The organism is Rhizobium sp. CC-YZS058, assembly GCF_034720595.1.
In the GTDB taxonomy this organism is placed as follows: Bacteria; Pseudomonadota; Alphaproteobacteria; order Rhizobiales; family Rhizobiaceae; genus Ferranicluibacter.
Window position 1 is genome coordinate 369,776 of record NZ_JAYESJ010000001.1, and the last position, 25,273, is coordinate 395,048.

Annotated in this window: 18 protein-coding genes; 8 read left to right on the forward strand and 10 right to left on the reverse strand. The window is 66.5% G+C overall.

Annotation, left to right across the window (positions count from 1 at the left end; all coding sequences use genetic code 11):
• Positions 1 to 30: 30 nt before the first annotated feature.
• The gene (locus U8330_RS01830; RefSeq protein WP_323103456.1) at positions 31 to 1,725 is read right to left on the reverse strand and encodes a bifunctional diguanylate cyclase/phosphodiesterase; all 1,695 of its coding nucleotides are present in this window, start codon (positions 1,723 to 1,725) and stop codon (positions 31 to 33) included.
• A 343-nt stretch (positions 1,726 to 2,068) separates the two neighbouring features.
• Between U8330_RS01830 and U8330_RS01835 the strand changes: the two genes are divergently transcribed.
• A complete protein-coding gene (locus tag U8330_RS01835; RefSeq protein WP_323103457.1) occupies positions 2,069 to 3,100 on the forward strand; it encodes a zinc-dependent alcohol dehydrogenase family protein in 1,032 nt (343 codons plus the stop codon).
• Between the two features lie 42 nt (positions 3,101 to 3,142).
• Positions 3,143 to 4,903 carry a D-lactate dehydrogenase gene (gene dld, locus U8330_RS01840; RefSeq protein ID WP_323103458.1) on the forward strand — a complete coding sequence of 587 codons (1,761 nt, stop codon included), beginning with the start codon at positions 3,143 to 3,145 and terminating at the stop codon, positions 4,901 to 4,903.
• Here dld and U8330_RS01845 read toward each other — a convergent pair.
• Positions 4,900 to 5,817, reverse strand: coding sequence for a LysR family transcriptional regulator (locus U8330_RS01845; protein ID WP_323103459.1), 918 nt, complete (start codon positions 5,815 to 5,817; stop codon positions 4,900 to 4,902). The two genes, dld and U8330_RS01845, sit on opposite strands and share 4 nt — an antisense overlap.
• A gap of 97 nt (positions 5,818 to 5,914) precedes the next feature.
• Between U8330_RS01845 and U8330_RS01850 the strand changes: the two genes are divergently transcribed.
• On the forward strand, positions 5,915 to 7,018 hold the full coding sequence (locus U8330_RS01850; RefSeq protein ID WP_323103460.1) for an aldo/keto reductase: 1,104 nt from the start codon (positions 5,915 to 5,917) through the stop codon (positions 7,016 to 7,018).
• 28 nt (positions 7,019 to 7,046) lie between these two features.
• Here the strand turns inward: U8330_RS01850 and U8330_RS01855 are convergent, their stop codons facing one another.
• The 3 genes from U8330_RS01855 to U8330_RS01865 all read right to left on the reverse strand — a co-directional run bounded on the left by U8330_RS01855 (position 7,047) and on the right by U8330_RS01865 (position 15,386).
• Positions 7,047 to 12,767, reverse strand: coding sequence for a translocation/assembly module TamB domain-containing protein (locus U8330_RS01855; protein WP_323103461.1), 5,721 nt, complete (start codon positions 12,765 to 12,767; stop codon positions 7,047 to 7,049).
• 185 nt (positions 12,768 to 12,952) lie between these two features.
• The gene (locus U8330_RS01860) at positions 12,953 to 14,875 is read right to left on the reverse strand and encodes an autotransporter assembly complex protein TamA (RefSeq protein ID WP_416236797.1); all 1,923 of its coding nucleotides are present in this window, start codon (positions 14,873 to 14,875) and stop codon (positions 12,953 to 12,955) included.
• 250 nt (positions 14,876 to 15,125) lie between these two features.
• A complete protein-coding gene (locus U8330_RS01865; RefSeq protein ID WP_323103462.1) occupies positions 15,126 to 15,386 on the reverse strand; it encodes a YMGG-like glycine zipper-containing protein in 261 nt (86 codons plus the stop codon).
• A 412-nt stretch (positions 15,387 to 15,798) separates the two neighbouring features.
• On the opposite strand from U8330_RS01865, the gene hemA reads away from it, so the two are divergent.
• The 4 genes from hemA (at position 15,799) to U8330_RS01885 (ending at position 19,097) form a co-directional block, all read left to right on the forward strand.
• The gene (gene hemA, locus U8330_RS01870) at positions 15,799 to 17,013 is read left to right on the forward strand and encodes a 5-aminolevulinate synthase (RefSeq protein WP_323103463.1); all 1,215 of its coding nucleotides are present in this window, start codon (positions 15,799 to 15,801) and stop codon (positions 17,011 to 17,013) included.
• A 140-nt stretch (positions 17,014 to 17,153) separates the two neighbouring features.
• Positions 17,154 to 17,639, forward strand: coding sequence for a DUF2938 domain-containing protein (locus U8330_RS01875; RefSeq protein WP_323103464.1), 486 nt, complete (start codon positions 17,154 to 17,156; stop codon positions 17,637 to 17,639).
• A 144-nt stretch (positions 17,640 to 17,783) separates the two neighbouring features.
• Positions 17,784 to 18,668, forward strand: coding sequence for a formyltetrahydrofolate deformylase (purU, locus tag U8330_RS01880; RefSeq protein ID WP_323103465.1), 885 nt, complete (start codon positions 17,784 to 17,786; stop codon positions 18,666 to 18,668).
• Positions 18,669 to 18,725: 57 nt separating this feature from the next.
• Positions 18,726 to 19,097, forward strand: coding sequence for a winged helix-turn-helix domain-containing protein (locus U8330_RS01885; protein ID WP_323103466.1), 372 nt, complete (start codon positions 18,726 to 18,728; stop codon positions 19,095 to 19,097).
• On the opposite strand, the gene modC is transcribed toward U8330_RS01885, so the two are convergent.
• From modC to modA, 3 genes are all read right to left on the reverse strand, one after another.
• Complete coding sequence (gene modC / locus U8330_RS01890) at positions 19,094 to 20,167, reverse strand: molybdenum ABC transporter ATP-binding protein (protein ID WP_323103467.1); 1,074 nt, start codon at positions 20,165 to 20,167, stop codon at positions 19,094 to 19,096. The two genes, U8330_RS01885 and modC, sit on opposite strands and share 4 nt — an antisense overlap.
• Positions 20,164 to 20,865 (reverse strand): molybdate ABC transporter permease subunit, encoded by a 702-nt coding sequence (gene modB / locus U8330_RS01895; RefSeq protein WP_323107091.1) that lies wholly within the window; start codon positions 20,863 to 20,865, stop codon positions 20,164 to 20,166. The genes modC and modB overlap by 4 nt, the downstream gene beginning before the upstream one ends.
• 194 nt (positions 20,866 to 21,059) lie before the next feature.
• Positions 21,060 to 21,857, reverse strand: a complete 798-nt coding sequence (gene modA, locus U8330_RS01900; protein ID WP_323103468.1) for a molybdate ABC transporter substrate-binding protein — start codon at positions 21,855 to 21,857, stop codon at positions 21,060 to 21,062.
• Between the two features lie 169 nt (positions 21,858 to 22,026).
• On the opposite strand from modA, the gene ung reads away from it, so the two are divergent.
• Positions 22,027 to 22,725: a uracil-DNA glycosylase gene (gene ung / locus U8330_RS01905; RefSeq protein WP_323103469.1), complete on the forward strand. Its 699-nt coding sequence runs from the start codon at positions 22,027 to 22,029 to the stop codon at positions 22,723 to 22,725.
• Between the two features lie 167 nt (positions 22,726 to 22,892).
• On the opposite strand, the gene U8330_RS01910 is transcribed toward ung, so the two are convergent.
• Both U8330_RS01910 and U8330_RS01915 read right to left on the reverse strand, forming a co-directional pair.
• Positions 22,893 to 23,777 (reverse strand): DMT family transporter, encoded by an 885-nt coding sequence (locus tag U8330_RS01910; RefSeq protein WP_323103470.1) that lies wholly within the window; start codon positions 23,775 to 23,777, stop codon positions 22,893 to 22,895.
• A gap of 142 nt (positions 23,778 to 23,919) precedes the next feature.
• Complete coding sequence (locus U8330_RS01915; protein ID WP_323107092.1) at positions 23,920 to 25,182, reverse strand: HlyD family type I secretion periplasmic adaptor subunit; 1,263 nt, start codon at positions 25,180 to 25,182, stop codon at positions 23,920 to 23,922.
• Positions 25,183 to 25,273 lie beyond the last annotated feature (91 nt).

Genomic DNA, 25,273 nt, shown 5'->3' on the forward strand with positions numbered 1-25,273 from the left:
TGTCCAGCGTCTGCGACGCGGACATGCACCTTACTGCGCGGGATCGGGTTGATCCTGCGGGATGGGGGCGTGAGGATCTTCGATGAAGAATTCGAAGCGATCGCGGCCCTGATTCTTGGCTTTGTAGAGGGCGATATCCGCGTTCAGTAGCAGGTGCCGCGGATCGAAGTCGGTGCGATGGCCGATGGCGATGCCGATGCTGCAGCCAAGGCAACATTCGATCGTGTCGATCAGCACCGGCTTGCGCATCGCCTCGATGATGCGCCCGGCGAGGCTCGACAGCGCGTCGAGATTGGTCAGCCCCGGCGCGAGCAACACGAATTCGTCGCCGCCGACGCGGGCGGAGAGATCGGCGCTGCGCGTGTTCTCGCGCAGAATGGTGGCGGCATGGGTCAGCACCAGGTCGCCGACATGGTGGCCGTGCGTATCGTTGATCTGCTTGAAGCGATCGAGATCGATATGCAGGACGCTCATGCCGATCTGCGCCAGATCCGGCATGGCTGCGATGCGCGCCAGTTCGTTGTCGAGTGAGCGCCGGTTCGGCAGGTTGGTCAGCGGATCGAGCAGGGCCACGCGCTCGATGGCCGCCTTGGCGGCCTCAAGTTCGCGGTTGCGGGCCTCGGTCAGGCTATGGGCTTCCTCGATCGCCTTTCGCAGCCGGCGATCGTCGGTCACGTCCCAATTGGCGCCGATCATCCGGCGGTGGCCGTTTGAATCGAGAAAGGGCAGGGCGTGGCAGCAGATGTGGCGCACCTCGCCGTTGGAAAGCACGATGCGGTATTCGTCGTAATTGGGCTGGAGAAGGGCCAGATCGTGATCGACCTTGGACAGGACGCGTTCACGATCCTCCGGGTGGAGGATGCGTTCCCAGGTTTCCCCGATCTTGACGTCGTGAGTCTCAGGAACTCCGAACACGCGGAACTGACCCTTGTCCCACTCGACCTCCCCCGTCGTCAGGTTCGCCTCGAACACGCCGATGCCTGATGCCTCGAGGGCCACCGAAAGCCGGCGAGACAGGCGCTCCAGCGTCTCCTCCGCGTGCTTTCTCTCGGTAATGTCGATATCGGTGCCGATGATCCGGGCCGGCTTGCCGTCCGGCCCCCATTCGACGGTGGAACTGCGACACTCGATCCAGATCCAGCTGCCGTCTGGCTTGCGCATGCGGTAGTCATAGACATTGCAGCTCTCGTCGCCGTCGCGCTGGCGCATCACCATGTCCAGAACACGGTCGATGTCGTCGGGATGAATCGCCTCCAGCACTTCGGGCAAGGTGATCGGCAGCGTCTCCGCCGGGTCGAGCCCCCGCAGCTTCTTCCAGGAGTCGGCATAGACAGATGCGTTGCTGTGCAGGTCAAACTCCCAGATGCCGGTTTTCGCGTTGGAGAGCGCGAGGTTCCAGCGTGACAGGGTTCTGAGCAACTCGGTCTCGCGGGCCGCAATGTCGGACAGATCCTGGAACTGCACCAGTACGGCCGGCGTGTCGAACCCGTCCGGCACTCCCTTCAGATGCAGCCGGTATTGGCGCAGATCCCCACCTGTCTTGACCGCCACATCCCGCACCCCGATCGTCTCCGGCGCCTGCTGCAGCAGGTCGATCTGCGTCAGAAGGGAGCTGATGTCGTCCGTTTGGATCAGGGCGCCGACATGCCTGCCGTGGTGGTCGTCAAGGCCGAACAGATCGACCGCCAGGCCGTTGGCATCCGTGATCCGTCCCGTCGTGTCCACCACAATCGAGGGAAGAGGCAGGGCCCGAAGCCACGCCCGGTCGTGCTGATTGAGGGTAGTCGGACTTTCGCTGAACGATGTAGGATGCGGCGCCAATTCTCTGTCCGTCTGTCTGGTTTAGATGTAGGTATATTACAATGTGTGCGGGTACGTAAAGCGGATGTTCTCTGCCCTTCGTCAGGAAGGCCAAAGAACCGGCCGCACTGGCGCGACTCCGCTTCGATCCGCCCGAGGCGCCGCCACTTTCCTCTCCTTACGGCTTGACCCGAGCCAATGCCCGTCGTTCAACAGGCAGCCTGCGGCGCGGATGAGGCGCGTCGGGGACGGAGAGTTGGGAGGATGAATGAAAGCGCTGTTTCTCGAAGAGGTTGGCCGGCTGGTCGTGCGGGAGGTGGAAACGCCTGTGCCGGGGCCCGAGGAGCTTCTGGTGCGGGTGGAGGCCTGCGGAATCTGCGGCACCGATCGCCATCTCTATCGCGGCGAGTTTCCCGCCAAGCCGCCGGTCACGCTCGGCCATGAGTTTTCCGGTGTGATCGAGGCTGTGGGGCGCGATGTCGTCGATTTCCGGCCGGGCATGCGCGTGACGGGCGACCCGAACATCGCCTGCGGCCGCTGCGCCCAGTGCCAGAAGGGCCGGGTCAATCTCTGCCTCAATCTCCAGGCGATCGGAATCCACCGGAATGGCGGCTTCGCCGATTATGTCGTTCTCCCGCAAACCCAGGCGCATTCCCTTCCCGAAACGCTCGATCCGCTGGGGGGCGCCTTCTGCGAGCCGCTTGCCTGCTGCCTGCATGGCGTCGACCTCGCCAAAATCGCGGTCGGATCCTCGGTGGTCGTCATCGGCGGCGGAGTGATCGGCCTGCTCACCGTGCAGTTGGCGCGGCTTGCCGGTGCAACGCGCATCGTGCTCGTGACCCGCAGCGCCGCCAAGCGCGCGCTGGCGATCCGCCTCGGCGCGACGGATGGCCTGGACTTGACCGAGGGCGATGTCGTTGCGCGGCTGACAGGCGCGGACGGGCTTCTTCCCGGCGGGGCGGATGTCGTCTTCGAATGCGCGGGGCTCGCCGAAACCGTGGAGCAGGCGCCGCGGCTGACCGCGCGGGGCGGAACCTGCGTGCTGCTCGGCGTGCTGCCGGCCGGCGAAAAGGTGGCGTTCGAGCCCTTCGATCTCCTCTTCCGCGAGGTTTCGGTCATCACCTCCTTCCTTAACCCGCACACCCATCGCCGCGCGGCGGCGTTGATCGCCAGCGGTGCCGTCACGGTCGCCCCCCTGGTTAGCCGTGTCGTCGACCTCAATGAAGCCGTGGCGGCCATCAGCGGGCCGGCGGCCGGCGGCGAGATCCGGGTGCTGGTGGTGCCGGGCCACGCGCAGTAGACAGAGGTCGGCATCAAAGCGGGCATCGGAGGCAGAAGGCGCATGGCGGTCGTTTCTGGAAAGAGGGAGGGAGGCGACGATCCCTCGGCGCTTCTTGCTGCCCTTCGCAGCCACGTCGGCCGTCGCCATGTTCTGGTGACGCCATCCTCCCAGCGGCGCTTTTTGCGCGGCTATCGGTACGGTGGCGGTGCCGCCGTGGCCGTGGTGCGGCCGGGCTCGCTGGTCGAGTACTGGCGGGTGCTGCAGGCCTGCGTGCAGGCCGAAGCGGTCGTCATCTCCCAGGCCGCCAATACCGGGCTTACCGGCGGATCGACGCCGTTTGCGACGGACTATGGACGACCGGTGGTGGTCATCAACACGATGCGGCTCAAGGGCCTGCATCTCATCGATGGCGCGAGCCAGGTCGTGGCCCTGCCGGGAACGACGCTCAACGAGCTCGAGATCGCGCTCGACCCACATGGGCGCGAGCCGCATTCGGTCATCGGCTCCTCCTGCCTCGGCGCGTCGGTCATCGGCGGCGTCTGCAACAATTCCGGCGGCGCGCTCATCCGCCGTGGTCCCTCCTACACGGAGCTGGCGCTCTATGCGCAGCGTGACGCCGACGGGCAACTCCATCTAATCAACGCGCTCGGCATCGCGCTCGGCAACGAGCCTGAAGACATGCTGCGGCGGCTGGAGGAGGGGCGCTTTACCGCTGACGCGATCCGCAGCGGCGGTGTGGCCTCGGATCCGGACTATCAGAGCCATGTGCGCGCCATCGACGCGGACACGCCGGCCCGTTTCAATGCCGACCTGCGCAAGCTGCACGGCGCATCCGGCTCGGCCGGAAAGCTCGCCGTCTTCGCGGTCCGTCTCGATACGTTCGAGAAGGAAAGCGGGGCGACCGTGCTCTATGTCGGCACGAACGAGGCGGACGCCCTGCAGGACATCCGACGCCAACTGCTGCAAAGCCCGATCCCGCTGCCGATCGCGGCCGAATACATCCACCGCGATGCCTTTGAGATTGCGGAAGCCTACGGCAAGGACACCTATCTCCTCGTCAAGCGCATCGGCACGCGCCGTCTGCCCGCTTTCTTCGCGCTGAAAAGCCGGGTCGATGCGCTGTTCGAGCGCCTTCCCTTCCTGCCCGCCAATCTCGCCGACAGGCTGCTGCAAGGCGTGAGCCGGCTGCTTCCCGCGCATCTGCCGCCGCGGCTCACCGCCTATCGCGATCGGTTCGAACATCATCTGATGATCAGGGTCTCCGCGGACGCGCTGCCGGAAACGCGACAGGTCATCGAGTCCGTGCTCGCAGGGCGGGATGGGGACTGTTTCGTCTGCGATGCGGCGGAAGGTTCTGCCGCCTTCCTGCACCGTTTCGCCACTGCCGGGGCCGCGGTGCGCTATGCGATCGTGCACGGCCGGGATACGGGCGGTCTGGTGGCGCTCGACGTGGCGCTGCCGCGCAATGCGCGCGACTGGTTCGAGACCCTGCCGGCAGAGACGAACGGCAAGATCCTGAAGCGGCTCTATTACGGGCACTTCTTCTGCCATGTCTTCCACCAGGATTATGTGCTGGCGCCCGGGCAGGACTGGCTGGCGGTGGAGCACGAGCTTCTGGCCCTGCTGGCCGCGCGCGGGGCGCGCTATCCGGCCGAACACAATTTCGGCCATCTCTACAGCGCCCCAGCCGAGGTGCTTGCCCATTACCAGGCGCTCGATCCCTGCAACTGCTTCAACCCCGGCATCGGCCAGGCCTCGCCCCGGCTGCGCTGGAAGGGTGCCGTGCGCAACCCGGCGGCCGGCCAAGAGGTCTCAAGCTAGTCTGCGGCCCTCGACCGGCCCGCCGGCTCGGCACGCAGCGCCGCGATCAGCGCCCGCAGCGCCGGCGGCGACTGGCGTCGGCTCGGATGGTAGAGGTGGAAGCCGGGAAAAGGCGGGCACCAGTCGGCCAGCACCTGGATCAGCCGGCCGGCGGCGATGTCATCGATCACATCCTGCTCCATGATGTAGCCGAGCCCCGCGCCGGCGCGCACGGCGGCAAGCGCCAGATCGGCGTCATTGGCGACGAGCGGCCCGCTGGTGCGGACGGAGAAGGCGCGCTGATCCTTTTCGAACTCCCAGGGCAGCAAGCCGCCGGAGGTCGCCAGGCGATAGCCGATACAGGCATGGGCGGCGAGATCCTGCGGTGTCCGCGGAGCCGGGAAACGGGCGAAGTACTCCGGCGTGCCGACCACCACCGTGCGCAACTCCGGCCCCAGCCGGATGGCGATCATGTCCCGGTCGACCGTTTCGCCAAGCCGGATCCCGGCATCGAATCCCGCAGCGACGATGTCGGTCAACCCATCCTCGACATTGACCTCGACGGCGATTTCCGGATGGGCGAGCAGGAAGGCGGGCAGCTTCGGCAGCAATACCTGCTTTGCGGCATAGGCGAAGGTGGTGATCCGCACCGTGCCGGAGGGGCGGTCGCGCCACTCGGCAAGCGCGTCCATCGCGCCGTCGATGCTGGCCAGCGCGGGGTTGAGCGTGCGCAGGACATGGTCGCCTGCCTCGGTCGGAGACACGCTGCGCGTCGTGCGCGCCAGAAGCCGCACGCCGAGCCGCTCCTCCAGACCCCGCATGGCGTGCGACAAGGCGGAGGGCGACAGTCCCAGCACCGCCGCAGCGCGGCTGAAGCTTCGCAGGCGGGCAATGGTGGCGAAGGCGGCGAGATCGTTGAGGTCGGAGCGATTCATTCCTGCATGCTGCTCACAAGTTCATTCGATCGGCAACCGATTATCGAAGCTCCGTCAGCGGGCTAGGGTTCAGACACTGGACAAGGAGAGCATCGTCATGGACTTGACCGCCTATCGTACACTCGGCCGTTCCGGCCTGATCGTCAGCCCTCTGGCTCTCGGCACGATGACCTTTGGCGCCGGACGCTGGGGCGCCGATCAATCGGTCTCGCGGCAGCTCTTCGAAACCTATGTCGCAGCCGGCGGCAATTTCCTCGATACGGCGGACATCTATTCCGGCGGAGACAGCGAGCGCATGCTGGGTGAGTTTCTGGCAGACAGTGGCCAGCGCGACCGGCTGGTGGTGGCGACGAAGGCCGGCTTTTCGCGTGGGGAGGGCACGCCTCTTCAGGGGGGCAATGGTGCTAAGAACATCCGCCAGGCGCTTGATCAGTCCCTCCGGCGCCTGAAGACCGACTATATCGACCTCTACTGGATCCATGTCTGGGATCGGACCACCCCGGCCGAAGCGGTGCTCGAAACGCTGGCCTCGGCCGTGCGCGCCGGAAAGATCCTGCATTACGGCTTTTCCAATACGCCGGCCTGGTATGTCGCGCGGGTCGCGACGCTGGCGGAGGCGCATGGTCTGCCGCGGCCGATCGGCCTGCAATATGCCTACTCGCTTCTCGACCGCGGCGTCGAGCTCGATCTCCTCCCGGCGGGCCGGGAGCTCGGTCTCGGGCTTGTCCCCTGGAGCCCGCTCGGGGCCGGGCTGCTGACCGGCAAATATGGTCGCGACAAGATGAACGATGCCGGGCGTGCCTCGGCCATGCCGGATCAGGCCGCACCCGCGCGGGCGGAGGGGAGCGACGGACGCCTGAACGGTGACAACCCCTTTGGCGGCATGCTGTTTACCGAGCGGAACTTCGCCATCGTCGATCGGCTGAAGTCCATCGCCGCCGAGATCGGCCGCACGCCGGCAGAGGTCGCGCTGAAATGGGTCAGCGAGCGTCCGGGCGTTTCCTCGGTGCTCGTCGGCGCCAGCCGGCCGGAGCAGTTGACGCAGAACATTGGCTCGCTCGACGTGGTTCTAAGCCCGGATCAGCGCCATAAGCTTGATGCGGCCTCGGAACTCCCCCCGCTCAATCCCTATTTCATCTTCGCCTTGCCCACCGAGCATATCTTCGGCGGGCAGCGGGTGGAGGCCTGGGCGCGCGGGTGAAGGCGCGCTGACGCGCCCTGCGAGCGCGTCAATATTCCTTCTCGTAGAAAACGCCGGCGCCGGCGCCATCGCCGCCGGCCTCGCCGCGCAGCTTTACCCCGCGTCCGACATCGAGGTTGATGACCGCCTTGCCGCCGCCGGCCTCGGTGCCGGACTGCAGTTCCAGATAGGTGCGGTCGTTGAGGTAGCGCCCGGCGCGCACGGAGGCGCCGCCGGCGGCATCGGTGGAAATATCCAGATCGTCGACGCCGAGCTTGTTGCGCAGCCCATCGAACAGCGTGCCGCCCGAGCCGCCGGCCAGCTGGCTGACCGCTGCCGCCAGCTGGGCGATCTGCACCGGCGAAAGGTTGGAGAGCGAGCGGTTGAAGATCAGCTGTGCCAGGATTTCGTCCTGCGGCAGGGCAGGGGCGGAGGAGAAATTGACCTGCGGATTGTTGGCAAGGCCCGCCACATTCACCGTGATCGTCGTCGAATTGACCGTCGAGGTCGCGTCGAGATCGAGCGTCGGGATCAGGTCGCCGCCAAAGGCGATCGATCCGTCGGTAAAGTCGATCCGCCGGCCGAGCACCTCCAGCCGCCCGCGCTTCATCTGGAAGCCGCCGTTGACGATGGGCGTTGCGGCATTACCGCGGATCGTCAGGTCGCCGCCGAGCTCGGCGTCGATGCCGCGTCCCCGCACGAAGATGCGCGCCGCGCTGACGGTCAGATCGAATCCGATCCCGCCGCTCTTCTTGGTCGCGCCGCCATTGCCCTCGTCCTTCTTCAGCTTGGCCAGCATGCGCCGCACCTCCGGCGGGGCGTTGCGGTGGCGGATATCGATTTCCGACAGCGAGGCCGGCAGCTTTTGCGGCACGGTGATCGAGGCCTTCGGCACATCGACCCGCCCGGACAGCAGCGGCGACCCGGTAAGGGGCCCGGTGAGCGTGAGGGCTCCGCTGAGATTGGCGGTGACCAGGCTGCCATCGACATAGGTTGCCCGGTCGAGGCGGATGTCGAGATTGGCGGGGAAGCCGGAAGCCGGCGCCGTGCCGATCGTGCCCGACACCGCCAGGCTGCCGCCGGTGGCGAGCCGCCCGGTCAGCGAGACGATGCGCGCCTGCTGGCCTTCGAGCGCCACCTCGGCGTTGATCGCGTTGATCGTCTGGTTGCGTCGCGCATCGACAAGCCGCGCCCCGGAGGTGGAAATGCGCCCCGTCACGGCGGGGGCGGCGACAGAGCCTCCGACCGCCACATCCACAGTGGCGGAGCCGGTCAGCAGAAAGCCCTGCTGCGCGAGGATCGGGCCGAGAATGCCGAAGGGCAGATCGCCGGCAAAGCGCATGTCGATCGGGCGGTTGCCGGAAAGACCCAGGCTGCCGCCGCCGCGGAAGCTGAGCCCGCCGCTGCCGGACAGCGTGGTATCGACGGTCAGGCTGTTGTTGGCGAAGCGCCCCTTGGCGGCAATGGCAAGCGCGCCAACTCCGGCGCTGCGGGCCTGCGCGACGCTCGCCTCCGCCCAGCGCAGATCGTAGGCTATGTCGGGCGCAGCCGTCGTGCCCTTGGCGTCGACACGACCGCTGATCGTCCCCTGCGCGCCGAGCGAGGGCTGGATGGTGTTGGCGAGGCTTGCCGGCAGCCGGTCAAGGCGCACCGCCATGTCGAGCCGCTCGCCGGCCGTGCCCGTCACGGTCACCGTGCCGCCGGAGGCGCCGATCTGCAGGTCGGTCAGCCTAACCCCTCCATTTTCGAGCGTGATCGTCGTCGGACGCGCCAGCCGCAGCGCGATGCCGCGCGGAGCGGCGGAGAAGGAGGAAAGATCGACGCGCGTCGTGCCGTTCTGACTGGTGATGGTGGCGTTGGCGGCAAGCGGTGCCTTGTCATAGGTGCCGGTCAGGGCCAGCTCGGTGCGGTTTTGCGCCGGCTGTTCGAGATCGAGCCGAAGTCCGGTCACCCGGTTCTGGCCCTGGATGATCTCCTGCACGTTCAGCCGCCCGCGCAGCGTCAGCGTCTTCAGGTCGTCGATCGTCAGGTCGATATCGGGCTTGACGATCGCCAAGCCATCCCGGCGGATGCCCGAGCCCTGCGCCTTGAGGCTGAGCGCGGTGCGCTCGCCTTGGCTGGTGATGGTCGCATTGCCCGTGAGGTCTCCCTCCGCACGCTGCCCGGCCAGGGCGGCGAGCAGGCTGATATCGGGCAGAGTAAAGCGGATCTCGCCGTTCGGCAGGAAGCTGTCCGTCAGCTCGATCGCGCCGTCCACCACATTCGGACCGACGCGCAGATTGAGCGCCGGAATGCGGATGCGCCCCTCGGTGCTCGCGACCGTGCTGCGCAGGTCGATCACCTGCCGGTCCAGCGTGCCGGTCGCGGTGATCTCGGCGCTCGGATTGGCGGGATCCGCCGTGACGGTGGCCGCGGCCACCAGGTCCGCCAGCGTACGGCCGGCCAGCGTCGCGCCGTTGGAGCGGATCTCGGCCTTCACCAGCGGCCTGGCAAGGGCGCCGGTCGCGTCGATCGAGAAGCGCGCCGTTCCCTTGGCATCGGGCAACAGCCGGCCGAGGTCGGGCAGCGTGCCGGCCAGCGCGGCGGTGATCTGGTCGTTGGCCAGCGTCAGCGATCCGTTGGCGGCGATCGAACCGGAGTCGAGCGCCAGGTTGGCGACATTGAGCGTGCCGTCGGCCGCGCGGGTCACGCTGCCGGCGAGACGGACATCGGTCGCAAGCCGGCTGGCGGCCGCCGGTGGCAGGGCGGAAGGCGGCGCGGTGGCGCGGAAGGTTGCGCGCAGGCTGCCATCGGAAAGCTGGAAGCGGCCATTGACGGCGCCATCGAGCCCGCCACTGTCGATCGTCGCAGGGTCGAAGGTGACCGCGTCTGGCGTCAGGCCCAGCGTCGTTTGCAGCGTCAGCGGACCGGGCAGCAAGCGGCCGAGGTCGGCGCTAACGAAGCGCGTGCTCTCCGCCTTGACCGTCGCGCGGATCTGGCCCTCGCGGCCGGTGATGTTCAGCCGCTCGCTGGTGGCCGTCACATCCAGCCCTTCGAGCCGTGCTTGAGGCGTCGCCACATAAGCGAGCCTGGCCTTCGCATCGATCGCCGCGGCATCGAGACGGCCCTTGGCGGTGATATCGGCGGAGGCGATCGCCACCCGCGCTTCGCCGCCCGCCATCGGCGTTGCATATTCCACCGCCGGATTGCCACGAACGGTGATGACGGCGTCGAGCGTTTCGCCGACAAGTCCGGTCACCGTCGCCGTGCCGCCGGGTAGGCCGATCTCGAATCCGTCCAGCCGGACGCCGCCGCCCTCGAAGACCAGTTGCTTGGGCGAAGAGAGTTCGAGCGGAATGCCACGCGGCGCGACCGCCAGCTGGTCGACCGTGACCGATGGCCCGGCCGGGCCCGTGGCGATCCGGCCCTGCAGGGACAGCGGAGCCTTGTCATAGGTCCCCGTCAGCGCCAATTGCGTTTCCTCGCCCTGGCGGCTGAGGTCGACGACGGCATTGTCGACCCGGTTGGCACCCTGTGCCGCGCTGTCGGCCGTGATCCGGCCTTGCGCGTTCAGCGTGGCGAGGTCGGTGATGGTGACATCGGCGCGCGGATTGGTGACCGAAAGATCGCCCCGGGTCAGCGAGCCTCCGGTTGCGTTGATCGCAAGACCCGTCTTGCCGTTCTCGCTGGTGATGGTCGCGTGCCCGGTGAGGTCGCCGGCTGCCGTCTGGCCGGCAATGGCGGCAAGAGGCGCAATGTCCGGCAGGGCGAAATCGAATGTGCCGCTCGGCTGGAAGTCCGGCGTGAAGGCCAGTGCGCCGGTGACCGTGTTCTCGCCGACCTTTGCCTGAAGAGAGGGAATGGAGAGCGCGCCTTCGGCCACGGCAAGCTTTGCCTGCGCGGAGAGGGCCTGGCCCTCGACCGTTCCGTTCACGGTGGCCGTGCCTTCCGGCAGGCCGTTCTTCAAGACCGTATCGGCAGTGATCACCAGGCCGGTCACGCTCTTGCCGGCAAGTTCCGCTGCATCCGAGCGCACTTCGGCCTTCAGGCTCAGCGCATCGAGCGGGCCGGCGATCTGCGCCGTGACGCTGGCCGCGCCTGTGCCGTTGGCCACCAGCGGGGCGATGTTTGGAATGGTGCCGGACAGGTCGGCCGTCAATTGGCCGTTGCCGAAGGTCACGCCTCCCGTTGCCTGCAGCGCTTGCGAATCCAGCGCCAGGTTGCTGACCGTCAGCGTGCCGTCGGTGGCCGTCTCCAACCGGCCCTTCAGCGCCACGGGGCCACCGACCCGGCGCGCAGCCGCCGGCGGCAAGGCCGCGGCCGGAGCGGTGGCGTCGAGATCGATGCCGAGCGTGCCGTCGATCAGCGAATAACGCCCGGTGATCGTGGCGTCGAGCGCCGTGGTATCGAGCGTCAGCGGCGCGAAGCCGATCGCCTGCGGCGTGACGTCGAGCGTGCCGTCGAGCGACAGCGGCCCGCGGATCAGCCGGTTGATGTCGGCAAGCTCCAGCGCCGTCGAGCCGGCCGTGAGCGAGACAATGATCCGGCCGCGCCGGTCGGTGAGATTGAAGGCATCGCTATGGGCGGAAAGCATGGCGTTGTCGATCGTGCCCTGCGGCAGGACCGCGCGCGGCACCGAGGCCTTGACGTCGAGCACGGCCGAGCGCGCATCGCCGACCAGGGACAGGTCGGCCGAGCCGATCAGAAGCGTCGCGGTCTCGCCGGACAGCGGGAAGGACAGCGGTGCCGGTCCGTTGACGCCGGCAATGCGGGCGCGCAGATCGTTCTGCCCCACGGTGCTGAGCGTGCCAGAGGCGTCGATGGTCACGGCATCGGTCGAAAGCCGGCCGCGATCGATCTTGAAGGCCGTGCTGCCTTCGAAGGCGGTGGCGAGATCGATGGTCGTGCGCCCGGCAAAGAGCGGCCGGAAGGGCTCGGGCAGAAGGTCAGAGATGCTGCCGCCGCCGGTCAGCCGCACGGTCCGATAGCCATCGGCCGAAAGCGTATGCTCCCCGTCGAGTTTCAGAACCTCCGTCCCATCGAGCGCCGCAGTGGCCGTTCCCGTCCACTTCGACAGCGGGCCGTCGCCGGTCACCCGGATCGTGACGGCCGGATCATTGGGCAGGCGCAGAGCCTTCGCCAGCAGGCCGCCTTTCGGCTCGTCGATGCTGGCTTCCAGCCGCAGCGCATTGCCGGCCGGGTCGTAGATGAAGTCGGCAAGCGCGCGGGCTTCCGGCCGGTCGGGCTGCGAGGCGTTGATCTTGGCGGCGATTCTTGCCGACGTCGCCGTCAGCGTGCCCTCGGCCGCCAGCACCTGTGCGCTGCCGATCAGCGGCGCGCCGAGCGCGATGCGCTGCAGCTCGAAGTGATCGAGCTGCACTTCGACCGGAAGGGAGAAGCCGGAGCTCGGCTCGGCGGGAGCAGGCTCGGTCACGACAGGCGCGCGCGCCACCTCGACCGCGCCGGCGCGCAGCAATTCCGCCTTGAAGCGACCGGAGAAAAGTGCGGTCGGCGACCAGGCAAGCTCGACGTCGCGAATCTCGGCATAGACGCCCTTCGTATCGGAAAGGGTAATCGTCTCGGCCCTGAAATCGCCGGTCAGCAGCGCGCCGGGGCCGGTGATGCGAATGGTCTGGTCCGGCGAGGAGGCATAGGTTTCGATGAGGCCGGCCACGATCCGGGCGCCGGGCGGCGTGAAGCCAAGAAACAGCACGCCGGCAAGGAGCAGCGCAACGACGACCCCGAGGAGGATGGCGACGCCCTTGAGCGCGGTCATGAACAGGCTTCTCATCGTCTCTCCCACCCGGTCGGCGTCTCGCCCGGGCCTTTGCCTCGTCCCGCCGGTCGGGCGGGTCTCTCGGTCGTTGCTGTGGCGAACCTCTTGTCCGCCATCATCATGTCACTGCAGAGGCAGCCAGGCTGCCTTCTGCCTGCCTGCCCACTTTCAGGCCCTCCGGCGTCTGCAGGCGGGCGCCTCTAGAAGGACTGGCCGATGCCGGCATAGATGCCATAGCGCGTTCCGCCGTCATACGGATTGAGCGGGACGGCGAAATCGACGCGGATCGGGCCGAAGGAGGTGTTGTAGCGCACGCCGATGCCGGCGCCGATCTTGACGTCGGAAAAGTCGGGCGCGGTCTTGGCGGAAACGGTGGCCGCATCGACGAAGGGCACGATGCTGATCGTGTCGGTGATCCCGACCCGCGCTTCGGCGTTGACATTCACATAGGAGCGACCGCCGAGCAGGTCGTCGTCGGCATTGCGCGGGCTGATCTCCTGATAGGCGAAGCCGCGCACGGTGCCGCCGCCGCCCAGATAGAAGCGCCGCGTGGCGGGAATGTCGGTCAGCGCGCTGCCGCCTGCCACCACGCCGGCCGAAAGCCGGGCGGCAAGCACGGTGCGGTCATCCGCGCCGATGCCGTAATAGCCGGAGATCGATCCTTCGAAGGAGGAGAACACCGTCGAGCCGTAAATGTCGTAGCTCGGCTTGATGCTGGCCGTGGCGCGGTAGCCTTCGGTCGGGTTCAGCGTGTTGTCGCGGGCATCGCGTACGAAATCGATCGGCAGGGCCGGGACGAGGTAGCGCTGCTTGTCGTCATAGGCATCCTCCTCGATGTTCATCCAGCCGAGTTCCGCGCCGACCGACAGCGTGTCGATGTCGCTCAGTTCCTTGCTGACGCTGACGAGGCCGGTGATGGTCTGGGCCTTGTAGGCGTCGGGGTCGAGCATGGCAGCGCGGATGCTCGCGTTGAAGGCCGTGGTCGGGCCGAAGGCGCCAGGCTTGGTAAAGAGGATGCCGGCCGAATAATCCAGCGCCGTCGCGTCCAGCGTTTCGCCGAGCCGGCTGACGGAGCCTTCGATGCGCAGCGATTCCGCCTCGCCGAACAGGTTGCGATGCCCCCAATAGCCCTGCAGGCCGAAGCCGTCGGTGGAGGAGAAGTCGGCCCCGACGCCGAAATAGCGGTGCTTGCCCTCCGAAACCTCGATGGTCAGCGGCAGGCTGCCGTCGCTGTCCAGCCTGTCGGCCTCGCGAATGGTAATGGAGGAGAAGACGCCGAGCTTGCGTAGCCGCTCCTGCGCCTTGCGCATTTCCTCCGGCGAATAGCGCTTGTGCTGGTCGAGGCGGGAATATTCGCGCACAAAATCTGGGTTGACCGTGCGTGCGCCCTTGATCGCCACCGTTCCGAACGGCGCGACCGGCCCGCTATCGGCTGAGATCGTCACATCGACCGTGTTGGTCTTGTGATCGGCAACGGCCGTGCGGGCAGCGAGCTTGGCAAAGGGGCGGCCGCCCTCCTTCAGATCCTCGACGACCTTCTCGCCGGCCTTGATGATCAGCGTGGAGTCGGCGCGCTCTCCCGGCTCGAGGTCGTAGTCCTTCGGATCGCGCCCGCCGGCATCCTTCTCGAACATCACGGTTCCGAAGGTGAAGACCGGGCCCGGATTGACGGTAACGACCACCGGAACCGGGGCACCGGCTGGAAAATCCGGATCGGGGGGAAGGGAATCGAGCGGCTGGCCGTTGATGGTCACATCGACCGTGCCACCATAGCGCGCCTTTTCGTACAGGGCGGCCAGCAGACGGTCGCGGTCGTCGCGCGCCCGCAGTGCCAAGCCGAGATCGCCGGAGACCGGCTGCTCCTCGTCCTGTTTGAGCCGCGAGGCGTTCTCGATCGCCTCTTTCAGCTCGGCATCGTCGGTGTTGTCGTTGAGCGTCAGGCTATACTCGACGGGGTCGATGACCTTGGCGGCCTCTTCCTCGTCCTTGCCCCACAGCTGGATGCCGAAGAGCTTGAAGGCCATGGCCGGCGAAAGCGGGCTGGTGCCGCACAGAAAAAGGCCTGAAAGCGCGAGCGCCAGGCCGGCCTTCCGATACGCAGGACTGAGAAACGGCAAAGGCATTCGATTCCGCATCCCGTGCCATAAGGTGCCGGAAGCGCCCGCCCACGGATAGCGACCGCCGCCGCGGGCTTTCGCCCGCTGATGGGAAGGCACCCTACACATCCTTGAGGCGAGCCTGAAGCCTTTGTGCGGCTTTGGACGAGTCCTTGCGGCAAATACGGGCATGAGTGTGACGTTCGGGCGACAAGCGGGCTGGCCGCCCGCTTATCTTCGTGATCGGCCAAGGCTTTTCGTGCCCTACGGCCTCAGCTCAGTAGCGGCAGTCGTCGATGTAGCGGCGGCCGTAGCGGTCGCGATAGTAGCACTGGCCCGGCTGCTCGGAGACCCTGCCGATCACCGCGCCGGACACGCCGCCGATCGCCGCGCCGACGGCGGCACCGCGAACATTGCCCGTAACCGCGCCGCCGATGATGGCGCCGGACACGGCGCCGATACCGGCACCCTTTTCCGTCTGGGTGCAGCTTGCTGCCGTCAGGCCGACGACAGCCAGGATGATGGCCTTCTTGAACATGCGTCCTCTCCTTGAACAAATGAAGCCGGCTCTCGTCCGGCGATGGCGGTTCGGGGAAGCCTCCCCGATCTTTGAAGATCCTGTCGGCAAGCGGCGCGACATCTATCGAGATGCGACCGACTGCCGCGGCAGGTGACAGGAGAAAACATGAACAGAAGCTGAAGAGCGAGTGCCCTCCGTTACAGGCGCTGCCGAGGCGCCTTGATCACGGTTAAGACGCGGTAAATCGTCCCTCGCGAGATTTGTGTGCGGCCCTTGACCGAGAGCCCGCTGGAATGGGAGAAGCCGATCGGCTATTCTGGAATTCTTCCAAAGTAGGGGCCAATTGCCGCAGCCATGGCGAGAGGCGTCAAATGCGATTGACGCACAGGACGCATTTTGCACAAGACAGGCCGTGGTTCTGGAGACAGGCATGGATTTCGAGCATTTTTTCAAGGCGGAACTGGACAGCCTTCATCAGGAAGGCCGCTATCGCGTCTTCGCCGACCTTGAACGCCAGCGTGGCGCTTTTCCCAAGGCGCATCGTCATACGGCCGAGGGTGTCAAGGACGTCACCGTCTGGTGCTCGAACGACTATCTCGGCATGGGCCAGCACCCGGCCGTGACGGACGCCATGAAAAGCGCCATCGACCACTGTGGCGCCGGTGCCGGCGGCACCCGCAATATTTCCGGCACGACGCATTATCACGTGCTCCTGGAGCGTGAGCTGGCCGACCTGCACGGCAAGGAATCGGCGCTGCTCTTCACCTCCGGCTACGTGTCCAACTGGGCCGCGCTCGGCACGCTCTGTTCGCGCATCCCCGGCGTCATCGTCTTCTCCGACGCCGGGAACCATGCCTCGATGATCGAGGGCATCCGCCACGCCAAGTGTGAACGGGTGATCTTCAAGCACAATTCGGTAGCGGACCTCGAAGCGCGGCTGGCGGCTGCCGACCCGAAGGCGCCGAAGATCATCGCCTTCGAAAGCGTCTACTCCATGGATGGCGACATCGCGCCCATCCGCGAGATCTGCGATCTCGCCGACCGCTACGGCGCCATGACCTATCTGGACGAAGTCCATGCCGTCGGCATGTACGGCCCGCGCGGCGGCGGCATTGCCGAGCGCGAGGGGCTGATGGACCGGCTGACGGTGATCGAGGGCACGCTCGGCAAGGCCTTCGGCGTGATGGGCGGCTATATCGCCGCGTCCGCCGCGCTCTGCGATTTCATCCGCTCCTTCGCCTCCGGCTTCATCTTCACCACCGCCCTGCCGCCGGCTCTGGCCGCCGGCGCCCTGGCGTCGATCCGGCATCTGAAGACCAGCCAGGTGGAGCGCTTCGCCCATCAGGAGCGGGTTCGCCGCCTTCGGGCACAGCTCGACCGCAACGGCATTCCGCATCTTCCCAATCCGAGCCATATCGTGCCGGTCATCGTCGGCGATGCTGCCAAGTGCAAGTGGATCTCCGATCTCCTGCTCGACAATTGGGGCATCTACGTTCAGCCGATCAACTACCCCACCGTGGCGAAGAAGACCGAGCGGCTGCGCATCACCCCGACGCCGCTGCATTCGGACGCCGATATCGACCATCTGGTCGGCGCGCTGCACCAGCTCTGGTCGCGCTGCGCACTGGCCCGCGCGGTGGCCTGAGCCGGCTTTTCCTCGTCATCATCGTGCATGTCGGCCCGCTTTCGCGGGCCGTTTGCTGTGGGCGGGCATGATGGCCGCGTGCAAGCCGTGTCATGATGTGCTTACACAGGCAGCGCGAACGCAGTGTCGGAGGGGAATCGATGGGCTGGGGTGAGTTTCTTCTGAAGGGTGTTCTCATCGGCGCGGGCGGAACCGTGCTCATGGATCTCTGGGCCGTGTTCCTGGCGCTGGCCTTCGGCCATCCCAAGGCCAATTGGGCGCCGGTCGGCCGCTGGTTCGGCCATCTCTCCCGCGGCACCGTGTTCCACGCCGATATCGGCCAGGCCGCGTCCTTCCCGCAGGAAAGCGCGCTCGGCTGGGCGGGCCATTATGCCGTCGGCATCCTTTACGGCATCCTTCTCGTGTTCATGACCGGCAGTTCCTGGCTGGCGGCGCCGACGCTTCTGCCGGCGCTCGCCTGGGGCATCGTCACGGTCGCGGCCGGCTGGTTCCTGCTGCAGCCGGGCCTCGGCCTCGGCATGGCCGCCTCGAAGCTACCGAACCCCAACCGGGTGCGCCTGCTCAATCTCGCCGCCCATGTCGCCTTCGGCCTCGGATTGTGGATCACGGCGCTCGTCATCGCCTGAGTGGGCGTGCTCTGCCTTGATCATGTCAGCCAATGTCGCGGACGGATGGACGGGCAGGCCGACCGCGCGCTAGCTTCCTCGAGCAGGCGTCCGCTGGGGGAGCACGGTTGCCTGCACCCGCCGATCAGCCCCGAGAGACCGTTCATGAAAAGCTACGTCCTGACCGTCACCTGTCCATCCACGCGCGGCATCGTCGCGGCCATCACCGGCTATCTGGCGGACAAGGGGTGCTACATCACCGATTCCTCGCAGTTCGACGATCTCCACACCGGCCTGTTCTTCATGCGCCTGACCTTCACCAGCCAGGAGGGCGCGACGATGGAGGATCTGGAATCAGGCTTCGCGCCGGTGTCCAAACGCTTCGACATGACCTCGTCCATCCGCGACCTCGAGACGCGCATGAAGGTGCTGCTGATGGTCTCGCGCTTCGGCCATTGCCTGAACGACCTGCTCTATCGCTGGAAGATCGGCGCCCTGCCGATCGAGATCGTCGGCGTCGTCTCCAATCATTTCGATTATCAGAAGGTCGTGGTGAACCACGATATTCCCTTCCACCACATCAAGGTGACCAAGGACAACAAGCCGCAGGCGGAGGCGCGGCTGATGGAGATCGTCGAGCAGTCGGACGCCGAACTGATCGTGCTCGCCCGCTATATGCAGGTGCTCTCCGATGCCGTCTGCAAGAAGATGTCGGGACGGATCATCAACATCCACCACTCCTTCCTGCCGAGTTTCAAGGGCGCCAATCCTTACAAGCAGGCCTATGAGCGCGGCGTGAAGCTGATCGGAGCCACCGCGCACTACGTGACCGAGGACCTCGACGAAGGCCCCATCATCGAGCAGGACACGATCCGCATCACCCACGCCCAGTCGCCGGAGGATTATGTGAGTCTCGGGCGCGATGTCGAGGCGCAGGTCCTCTCGCGTGCCGTGCACGCCCATATCCATCACCGCGTCTTCATGAACGGCAACCGAACGATCGTGTTTCCCGCGAGCCCCGGCTCCTACGCCTCCGAGCGCATGGGCTGAGCGCGGAGGCTTCCCTCTACGCTTGACAGGCCGGGCGGAAAACCGCCCCATGATCGGATGTCGCCACCTCCTCCTCCACCGCTCCGCCCTGTTCTCCGCGTCGATTTTCCCGGCGAGCGGCTGGGGCGCGGCAAGATCGCGCTTCTGGAGCAGATTCGCGACACGGGGTCGATCTCGGCAGCAGGCCGGGCGATGGGCATGTCCTATCGCCGCGCCTGGCAGTTGGTCAGCGCGCTGAACACCATGTTTGCGGAAGAGGCCGTGGCGCTTCAGCGGGGCGGCAAGCAGGGGGGCGGGGCGTCTCTGACGCCCTTTGGCGAAGAGCTGATCCGCCGCTTCCGCGCCATGGAAGAACAGTCCGCCGCGGCAATGGCGGAGGATCTCGCCTGGCTCGAGGCCGCGCGTCGCAAGGCGGATGATCCTCTCTAGGGATCGAGCGCCACCGTCTTGATGACGGCATGGACGCGCTGGCCGACGGCAAGCGCCAGCAGGTCGCAGGAAACGTCGGTGATGCGCGCCGAAAGCCGCGTGCCGCTGCAGTCGAGCATCACGTCCACCTGATTGGCGCCGGCGGGAGCGAGACCCGTGATCGTGCCGGCAAGGCTGTTCAAGGCGCTCAGCCCTTCCGGCCGCTGCGTGGCGATCAGCACATCGCGCGCGGCAATGCGCAGCCGGACGCCCTGGCCCGGCACCAGAGCACGGCGAGGCAGCCTCAGCTGCAAGGCGCCGGCGCGCACGCGCGTCAGGCGTGGATCGGGCTGCTCGGCCTCGACCACGGCTTCCACCACCGTGCCTTCCTCGCGCCGGTCGATGCCGTGGCTGGCGGATGGCAGGCTCAGCATCTCGGTGGCAGTCCCACTGCCGGCCAGCCGACCGTCCTCGATCAGCAGCACCCGGTCGGCCAGGCGCGACACTTCGGCAACCGAGTGGCTGACATAGAGGATGGGAATGGCGGTCTGGTCGCGCAGCCGCTCGAGGAATGGCAGGATCTCGGCCTTGCGCGCCTCGTCCAGCGCGGCGAGCGGCTCGTCCATCAACAGCATGCGTGGAGCGGCGAGCAGCGCCCGGCCGATCGCCACGCGCTGCTTCTCGCCGCCGGAAAGCCCTTCCGGCCGGCGCGACAGGAGCGGCGCGATGCCGAGGAGATCCACCACGCGGTCGAACTCCGCGGCATTCGGTCTTACACGCGAAAGCCAGCGCCCATAGGCGAGGTTGCGCCGAACGCTCAGATGCGGAAAGAGCCGCGCCTCCTGAAACACCGTCGCGAAGCCGCGCCGATGCGCGGGCAGGAACCGCCGCGTCTGCGTATCGACCAGGGTTTCGCCGTCGAAGGAAATGCGGCCTTCATCCGGGCGGAGCAGGCCGGCCACCAGGCGCATGATCGATGTCTTCCCGGCTCCGGACCGGCCAAAGAGCGCGGTGATGCCGGCCCCGCTTTCGAAGGCGAGATCGAGCGAGGCGGCGCCGAGCCGGTGACGGACGGAGAGGCTGAGGGTCATGCCGCCTCTCCGCGCCGCCGCGCCGCCTGCGCAAGAGCCTCCGACAGCATCAGCGCCGACATGGAAAGCGCGACGGACACCAGGGTCAGCCGCAGCGCGCCGGCATCGCCGCCCGGCACCTGCGTAAAGCTGTAGATGGCCGAGGCGAGTGTTTGCGTTTCGCCGGGAATGTTGGAGACGAAGGTAATCGTCGCGCCGAATTCGCCCATCGCCTTGGCAAAGGAGAGGATCATGCCGGCGATGATGCCGGGCGCGATCAGCGGCAGGGTGATGGTGACGAACACCACGGCCGGCGCGGCGCCCAGCGTGGCCGCCGCCTCTTCAAGCTTGCGGTCGACCCCCTCGATCGACAGGCGGATCGCCCGCACCATCAGCGGAAAGCCCATGACCGCGCTGGCAAGCGCCGCTCCGGTCCAGCGAAAAGAGAAGACGAAGCCGAAGGTCTGCTCCAGGAAAGCGCCCACCGGCCCCCTGCGCCCGAACAGGATGAGAAGCAGATAGCCGGTCACGACCGGCGGCAGGATGAGGGGAAGGTGAACGAGGCCGTTCAGCAGCGCACGGCCGGGAAAGCGGCCGCGGGCAAGCGCCAAGGCAATCAGCAAGGCCAGTGGAAGGCTCGCGAGCATGGCCACGGCAGAGACCTTGAGGCTGAGGCGAATCGCCACCCATTCCGCTTCGCTCAGGATCAGCCAGTCCACGTCGATCCATCCTCGATCCATGTCGTCCGCTTCGCCTTCGTAACGCAGTCGCGTGGGCACGCAAGCACCGGAATGCTCTCCGTGTCTGCCCGTGACGCAATGCCCGCCGCCGCAGCGATCACGCTGCGGCTGGAAAGGCCGAGCCGAATGGTGGCCCGCCTGCTGTCCTTACGGCGCGGACGTCTCTGTGCGCATCATGGCGCGGTGTTTGCCAGAAAGGTAAAGCCCTGGCCTTCGAACAGCGCCTGCGCCTTGGCCGAACGGAGGAAGGCGAGATAGGCGGCGGCCTGCGGGTTGCGGCTCTCCTTCAGGATCGCGACTGGATAGACGATCGGCGGGTGACTGTCTTCGGGAAAGGTGCCGACCACGCTGACGCCGGGGTCCGCGGCCGCATCGGTCTGGTAGACGATACCATAGGGCGCTTCGCCGCGGGACACGAGCAGGAGCGCCGCGCGCACATTGTCGGCCCCGGCCACATCCGCCTCGACCGAGGGCCAGACCCCGAGGGTCTGCAGCGCCGCCTTGCCGTATTTCCCGGCGGGCACACTGTCGACCGCGCCCATGGCAAGCTTGCCCCCCTTCAAGGCGCCCTTCAGATCGAAACCGGGGACGATGCTGATCGGCGCAGCCCTTTCCTCGCCGACCAGCACGAGCCGGTTGCCAAGTAGGGTGGTGCGCGTCTCGGCGCGCAGGAACCCCTTGCTCTCCATGGCATCCATCCAGGCAAGATCGGCCGAGATGAAGAGATCGGCGGGCGCGCCTGCCTCGATCTGCTTGGCGAGCGCCGAGCTCGCCGCATAGGAGGCCGTCGCTGACTGGCCTGTCTCCGCCGCGAAAGCGGCATTGACCGCATCGAGCGCGTTTTTCAGGCTCGCGGCGGCAAAGATCGTCACCGGCTCGGCCGCCACGGCCCGCGGCGCCGGGGCGACGAGGAGGAGTGTCAGCGCTGCAAGGCTTATGGACAGGGCGATCCTTACCGTTCGTTTCAACATCGGTCATGGCTCCACGGTTGCGTGATATTCCGAGGAATATAACGATCTGCTCAGATTTGACCAGCGCTATATCCGAAGGAATATAAAGCTTGAACGCTCCGCTGCGGCCTTGCCGACAGGTGCGGATGATCTATCGTTCCGTCCCGAACAGGCTAAGGAGATCGGCGGCGTGGCGGGTGGACAGGTGAAGATCGAGGAAAGCTGGAAGGCGGCCCTCGCGGCGGAGTTCGAAAGCCCCTACATGGCGGCACTCCGCCAGTTTCTCGAAGGCGAGCGGCAGGCCGGCAAGCAGATCTTTCCCAAAGGGTCGGAATATTTCCGCGCGCTCGATCTGACGCCGCTCGACCAAGTCCGCGTCGTCATTCTCGGCCAGGATCCCTATCACGGCGAGGGGCAGGCGCATGGGCTGTCCTTCAGCGTGAAACCGGGGGTGCGGCTGCCGCCGTCGCTCGTCAACATCTACAAGGAGCTGCAGGCCGATCTCGATATCCCGCCGGCCCGCCACGGCTTTCTGGAGAGCTGGGCGAGGCAGGGCGTGCTGCTGCTCAACAGCGTGTTGACGGTGGAACGGGCCAGCGCCGCCTCGCATCAGGGCAAGGGCTGGGAAAAATTCACCGATGCCATCATTCGCGCCGTCAATGCCAAGCCGGAGCCGGTGGTCTTCATCCTCTGGGGCAGCTATGCGCAGAAGAAGGCCGCCTTCGTCGATCCCAGCCGCCATCTCGTCCTGCGCTCCGTCCATCCCTCCCCACTCTCCGCCCATAACGGCTTCTTCGGCAGCAAACCCTTCTCCCAAGCCAACGCCTTCCTGCGGGAGCATGGGAGAGGGGAGGTGGACTGGAGGGTGGAGGGAGAAGGGAGTGAGTAGTGATCAGTGATCAGTGAGTAGGGAATAGGCAATAGGTAATAAGTAATAAGTAATAAGTAATAAGGGCTGAGTTCGTCGCGATCGCCGTGAGCTATTTGCTGAGAGCGCAATTTCACCGGTACTTTCTGATCACTGATCACTGATCACTGATCACTGATCACTACTCCCTACTCCCTACTCGCTCCCATCCTCCGCGCCACCACGCTCTCCCGCCAGACCGTGAAGAGGCCGGCGCTGACGACGATGGCCGCGCCGGCGATCATGGGAAGGGTCAGGGTTTCGCCGAACAGGCTGACCCCGATGATCGAGGCGAAGACGAGCTGCAGATAGGTGACCGGCTGGATCTCCGAGGCGTCGAGGTTCTCATAGGCCTTGATCAGGAAATAGTGGCTGGAGGTGCCGGTGAGGCAGAGCAGCACCATGAAGCCCCAATCGGCCGGCGCCAGGCTCGTCCAGTAGAAGGGCCCGATCAGGCTGATCGCCACGGCCCCGGCGGCACCGGTGTAGAAGAAGCTGGTCATGGCGCTGTCGTCGCGGCTGACCAGACGCGTCGTCACCACATAGAAGGCGAAGACCAGCGCGCTGCAGATCGGCACGATGAGAAAGGGCTCCACCGTTCCGCCATCCGGCTTCAGAATGAGGAGAACGCCCAGCAGCCCGACGCCGATCGCGCTCCAGCGCCGCCAGCCGACGCGCTCGCCGAGGATCAGGATCGAGAGCAGGGCCACGAAGATCGGCCCGACGGAGAAGATCGCCTGCGAATGCGCAAGCCCGACATGGGCGAAGGAATAGACGACCAGAACGATCTGCAGCACCAGAAGCAGGCCGCGCAGCACCTGCACGACCGGCCAGCGGGTGGCGACGGCAGCGCGAAGCCCGCCCGGAGAGCGCGCGGCGATCAGGATCACGAAACCGGCAAACGCCCAGTAGCGGACCATGGTGATGAAGATCGGCGGGTAGAGCCCGCCCAGATGCTTGGAGATCGTATCCTGGGCCGTGAAGATCAGGATGGCGATGAACAGGGAGATATAGCCTTGGCGCTTCGACGTCATGGGAGCGACATAGCCCCTTGCACGCCGTTCGCCATGCAAAAACCGCCACCAAGGCCAGTTTTCCGCACAAGCCGTCGTTTCACGTGTCTCGATGCCGGGCGCGGCCGCTTGTTTCGGGACCGAGCCGCCGCCCGCTTCTTCGTCAATCCTCGCGGAAGGTGCGCTGCATCTGTTCCGTCAGGGGCTTGGCCAGATAGGAAATCACCGTCCGGTTGGCGATGCGGATATAGGTCTCGGCCGGCATGCCGGGATAGAGCTGCAGCTCCTTCAGCTTGGCGAGGCTCTCCGGCTTCGGGCGGATGCGGATCGGATAATAGCTGACGCCGGTCCGCTGGTCGGTCACCTGGTCGGGAGCGATGTTGACGACCTCGCCATCCACTTCCGGGGTGGTGCGGGTGTTGAAGGCGCTGAAGCGGATATCGACTGCCTGGCCAGGGGTGATCTGGTCGATGTCGTGGGTCGCGACACGCGCCTCCACCGTCAGGCTGTCGGCCTCCGGCACGACCAGCATCAGCACTTCGCCGGGATTGATGACGCCGTTGACCGTGTGCACCGCAAGCTGGGAGACGCGACCCGTGATCGGGGAGGTGATGTCGAGCCGCTTCAGCTGGTCGAGCGCGGCCACGCGCCGGTCCTCGTTCTCGGCGATCTTCGCCTCGACTTCGGTCAGTTCCTTGGCGTTCTCGCTGCGCATGTCCTCGTCGAGCTGCAGGATCTGCATGTCGATTTCGCTCGACTTGCCGGCCGCCTGGGCACGGGCGGCAAGCCGTGCGCCGCGCTCGCCTTCCAGCTGGGCGCGATCGCGCTTGAGTGCGGTCACCCGCTGCATCGAGACAAGGCCCTTGGCATAGAGCTTGTCCACGCCGTCGAGCTCGTCCGCGATCAGCTTCAGCGAGTCGCTGACGGCGGCAAGCTGCACCGTCTGGCCCTCGATCTCCTCCTTCAGCTGCGCCTTGCGGGCGTTCAGCTGGTTGACCATGCCGACGCGGGCGCTCTTGCGGTTCTCGAAGAAGTTGCGCTCGCTCTCCGCCAGAATGCGGACGGAGTCACCGGTCGTCAGCGCGGTCAGATCTTCGGGGATGGTAAAGCTCGCCGCGCCCAGCTGCTCCGCCCGGATGCGGGCGCGGCGCGCATAAAGCTGCGCGAGCGAATTTTGCACGATCGAGAGATTGGCCCGCACCGTGGTCGGGTCGAGCCGCAGCAGAACCTGCCCGGCATCGACGCGCTGGCCTTCGCGCACGAGGAGCTCACCGACGATGCCGCCGGTCAGATGCTGGATCTTCTTCACATTGTTCTCGACCACCACCGTGCCGGAGGCAACGATGGCGCTGGAGAGTTCCGTGGTCCAGGCCCAGCCGCCGATACCGCCGACCAGAACCGTCGCCATCAGGCCCACGGCCAGCATGTGCCGGGACAAGGAGCGGCGCGCCGTGTTCGTCGCCGGCGCCGAGGGCTTGTTCGGCGCAGCGGCGTTGGTCTGTTTGGCCGGCGCGATG

What these genes read in the sequence shown, in the direction of transcription:
- U8330_RS01835 (WP_323103457.1), top strand. Translation starts at nt 2,069, where the DNA reads ATGAAAGCGCTGTTTCTCGAAGAGGTTGGCCGGCTGGTCGTGCGGGAG.
- dld (WP_323103458.1), top strand. Translation starts at nt 3,143, where the DNA reads ATGGCGGTCGTTTCTGGAAAGAGGGAGGGAGGCGACGATCCCTCGGCG.
- U8330_RS01845 (WP_323103459.1), bottom strand. Translation starts at nt 5,817, where the DNA reads ATGAATCGCTCCGACCTCAACGATCTCGCCGCCTTCGCCACCATTGCC.
- U8330_RS01850 (WP_323103460.1), top strand. Translation starts at nt 5,915, where the DNA reads ATGGACTTGACCGCCTATCGTACACTCGGCCGTTCCGGCCTGATCGTC.
- U8330_RS01855 (WP_323103461.1), bottom strand. Translation starts at nt 12,767, where the DNA reads ATGAGAAGCCTGTTCATGACCGCGCTCAAGGGCGTCGCCATCCTCCTC.
- U8330_RS01860 (WP_416236797.1), bottom strand. Translation starts at nt 14,875, where the DNA reads ATGCCTTTGCCGTTTCTCAGTCCTGCGTATCGGAAGGCCGGCCTGGCG.
- U8330_RS01865 (WP_323103462.1), bottom strand. Translation starts at nt 15,386, where the DNA reads ATGTTCAAGAAGGCCATCATCCTGGCTGTCGTCGGCCTGACGGCAGCA.
- hemA (WP_323103463.1), top strand. Translation starts at nt 15,799, where the DNA reads ATGGATTTCGAGCATTTTTTCAAGGCGGAACTGGACAGCCTTCATCAG.
- U8330_RS01875 (WP_323103464.1), top strand. Translation starts at nt 17,154, where the DNA reads ATGGGCTGGGGTGAGTTTCTTCTGAAGGGTGTTCTCATCGGCGCGGGC.
- purU (WP_323103465.1), top strand. Translation starts at nt 17,784, where the DNA reads ATGAAAAGCTACGTCCTGACCGTCACCTGTCCATCCACGCGCGGCATC.
- U8330_RS01885 (WP_323103466.1), top strand. Translation starts at nt 18,726, where the DNA reads ATGTCGCCACCTCCTCCTCCACCGCTCCGCCCTGTTCTCCGCGTCGAT.
- modC (WP_323103467.1), bottom strand. Translation starts at nt 20,167, where the DNA reads ATGACCCTCAGCCTCTCCGTCCGTCACCGGCTCGGCGCCGCCTCGCTC.
- modA (WP_323103468.1), bottom strand. Translation starts at nt 21,857, where the DNA reads ATGTTGAAACGAACGGTAAGGATCGCCCTGTCCATAAGCCTTGCAGCG.
- U8330_RS01910 (WP_323103470.1), bottom strand. Translation starts at nt 23,777, where the DNA reads ATGACGTCGAAGCGCCAAGGCTATATCTCCCTGTTCATCGCCATCCTG.
- U8330_RS01915 (WP_323107092.1), bottom strand. Translation starts at nt 25,182, where the DNA reads ATGCTGGCCGTGGGCCTGATGGCGACGGTTCTGGTCGGCGGTATCGGC.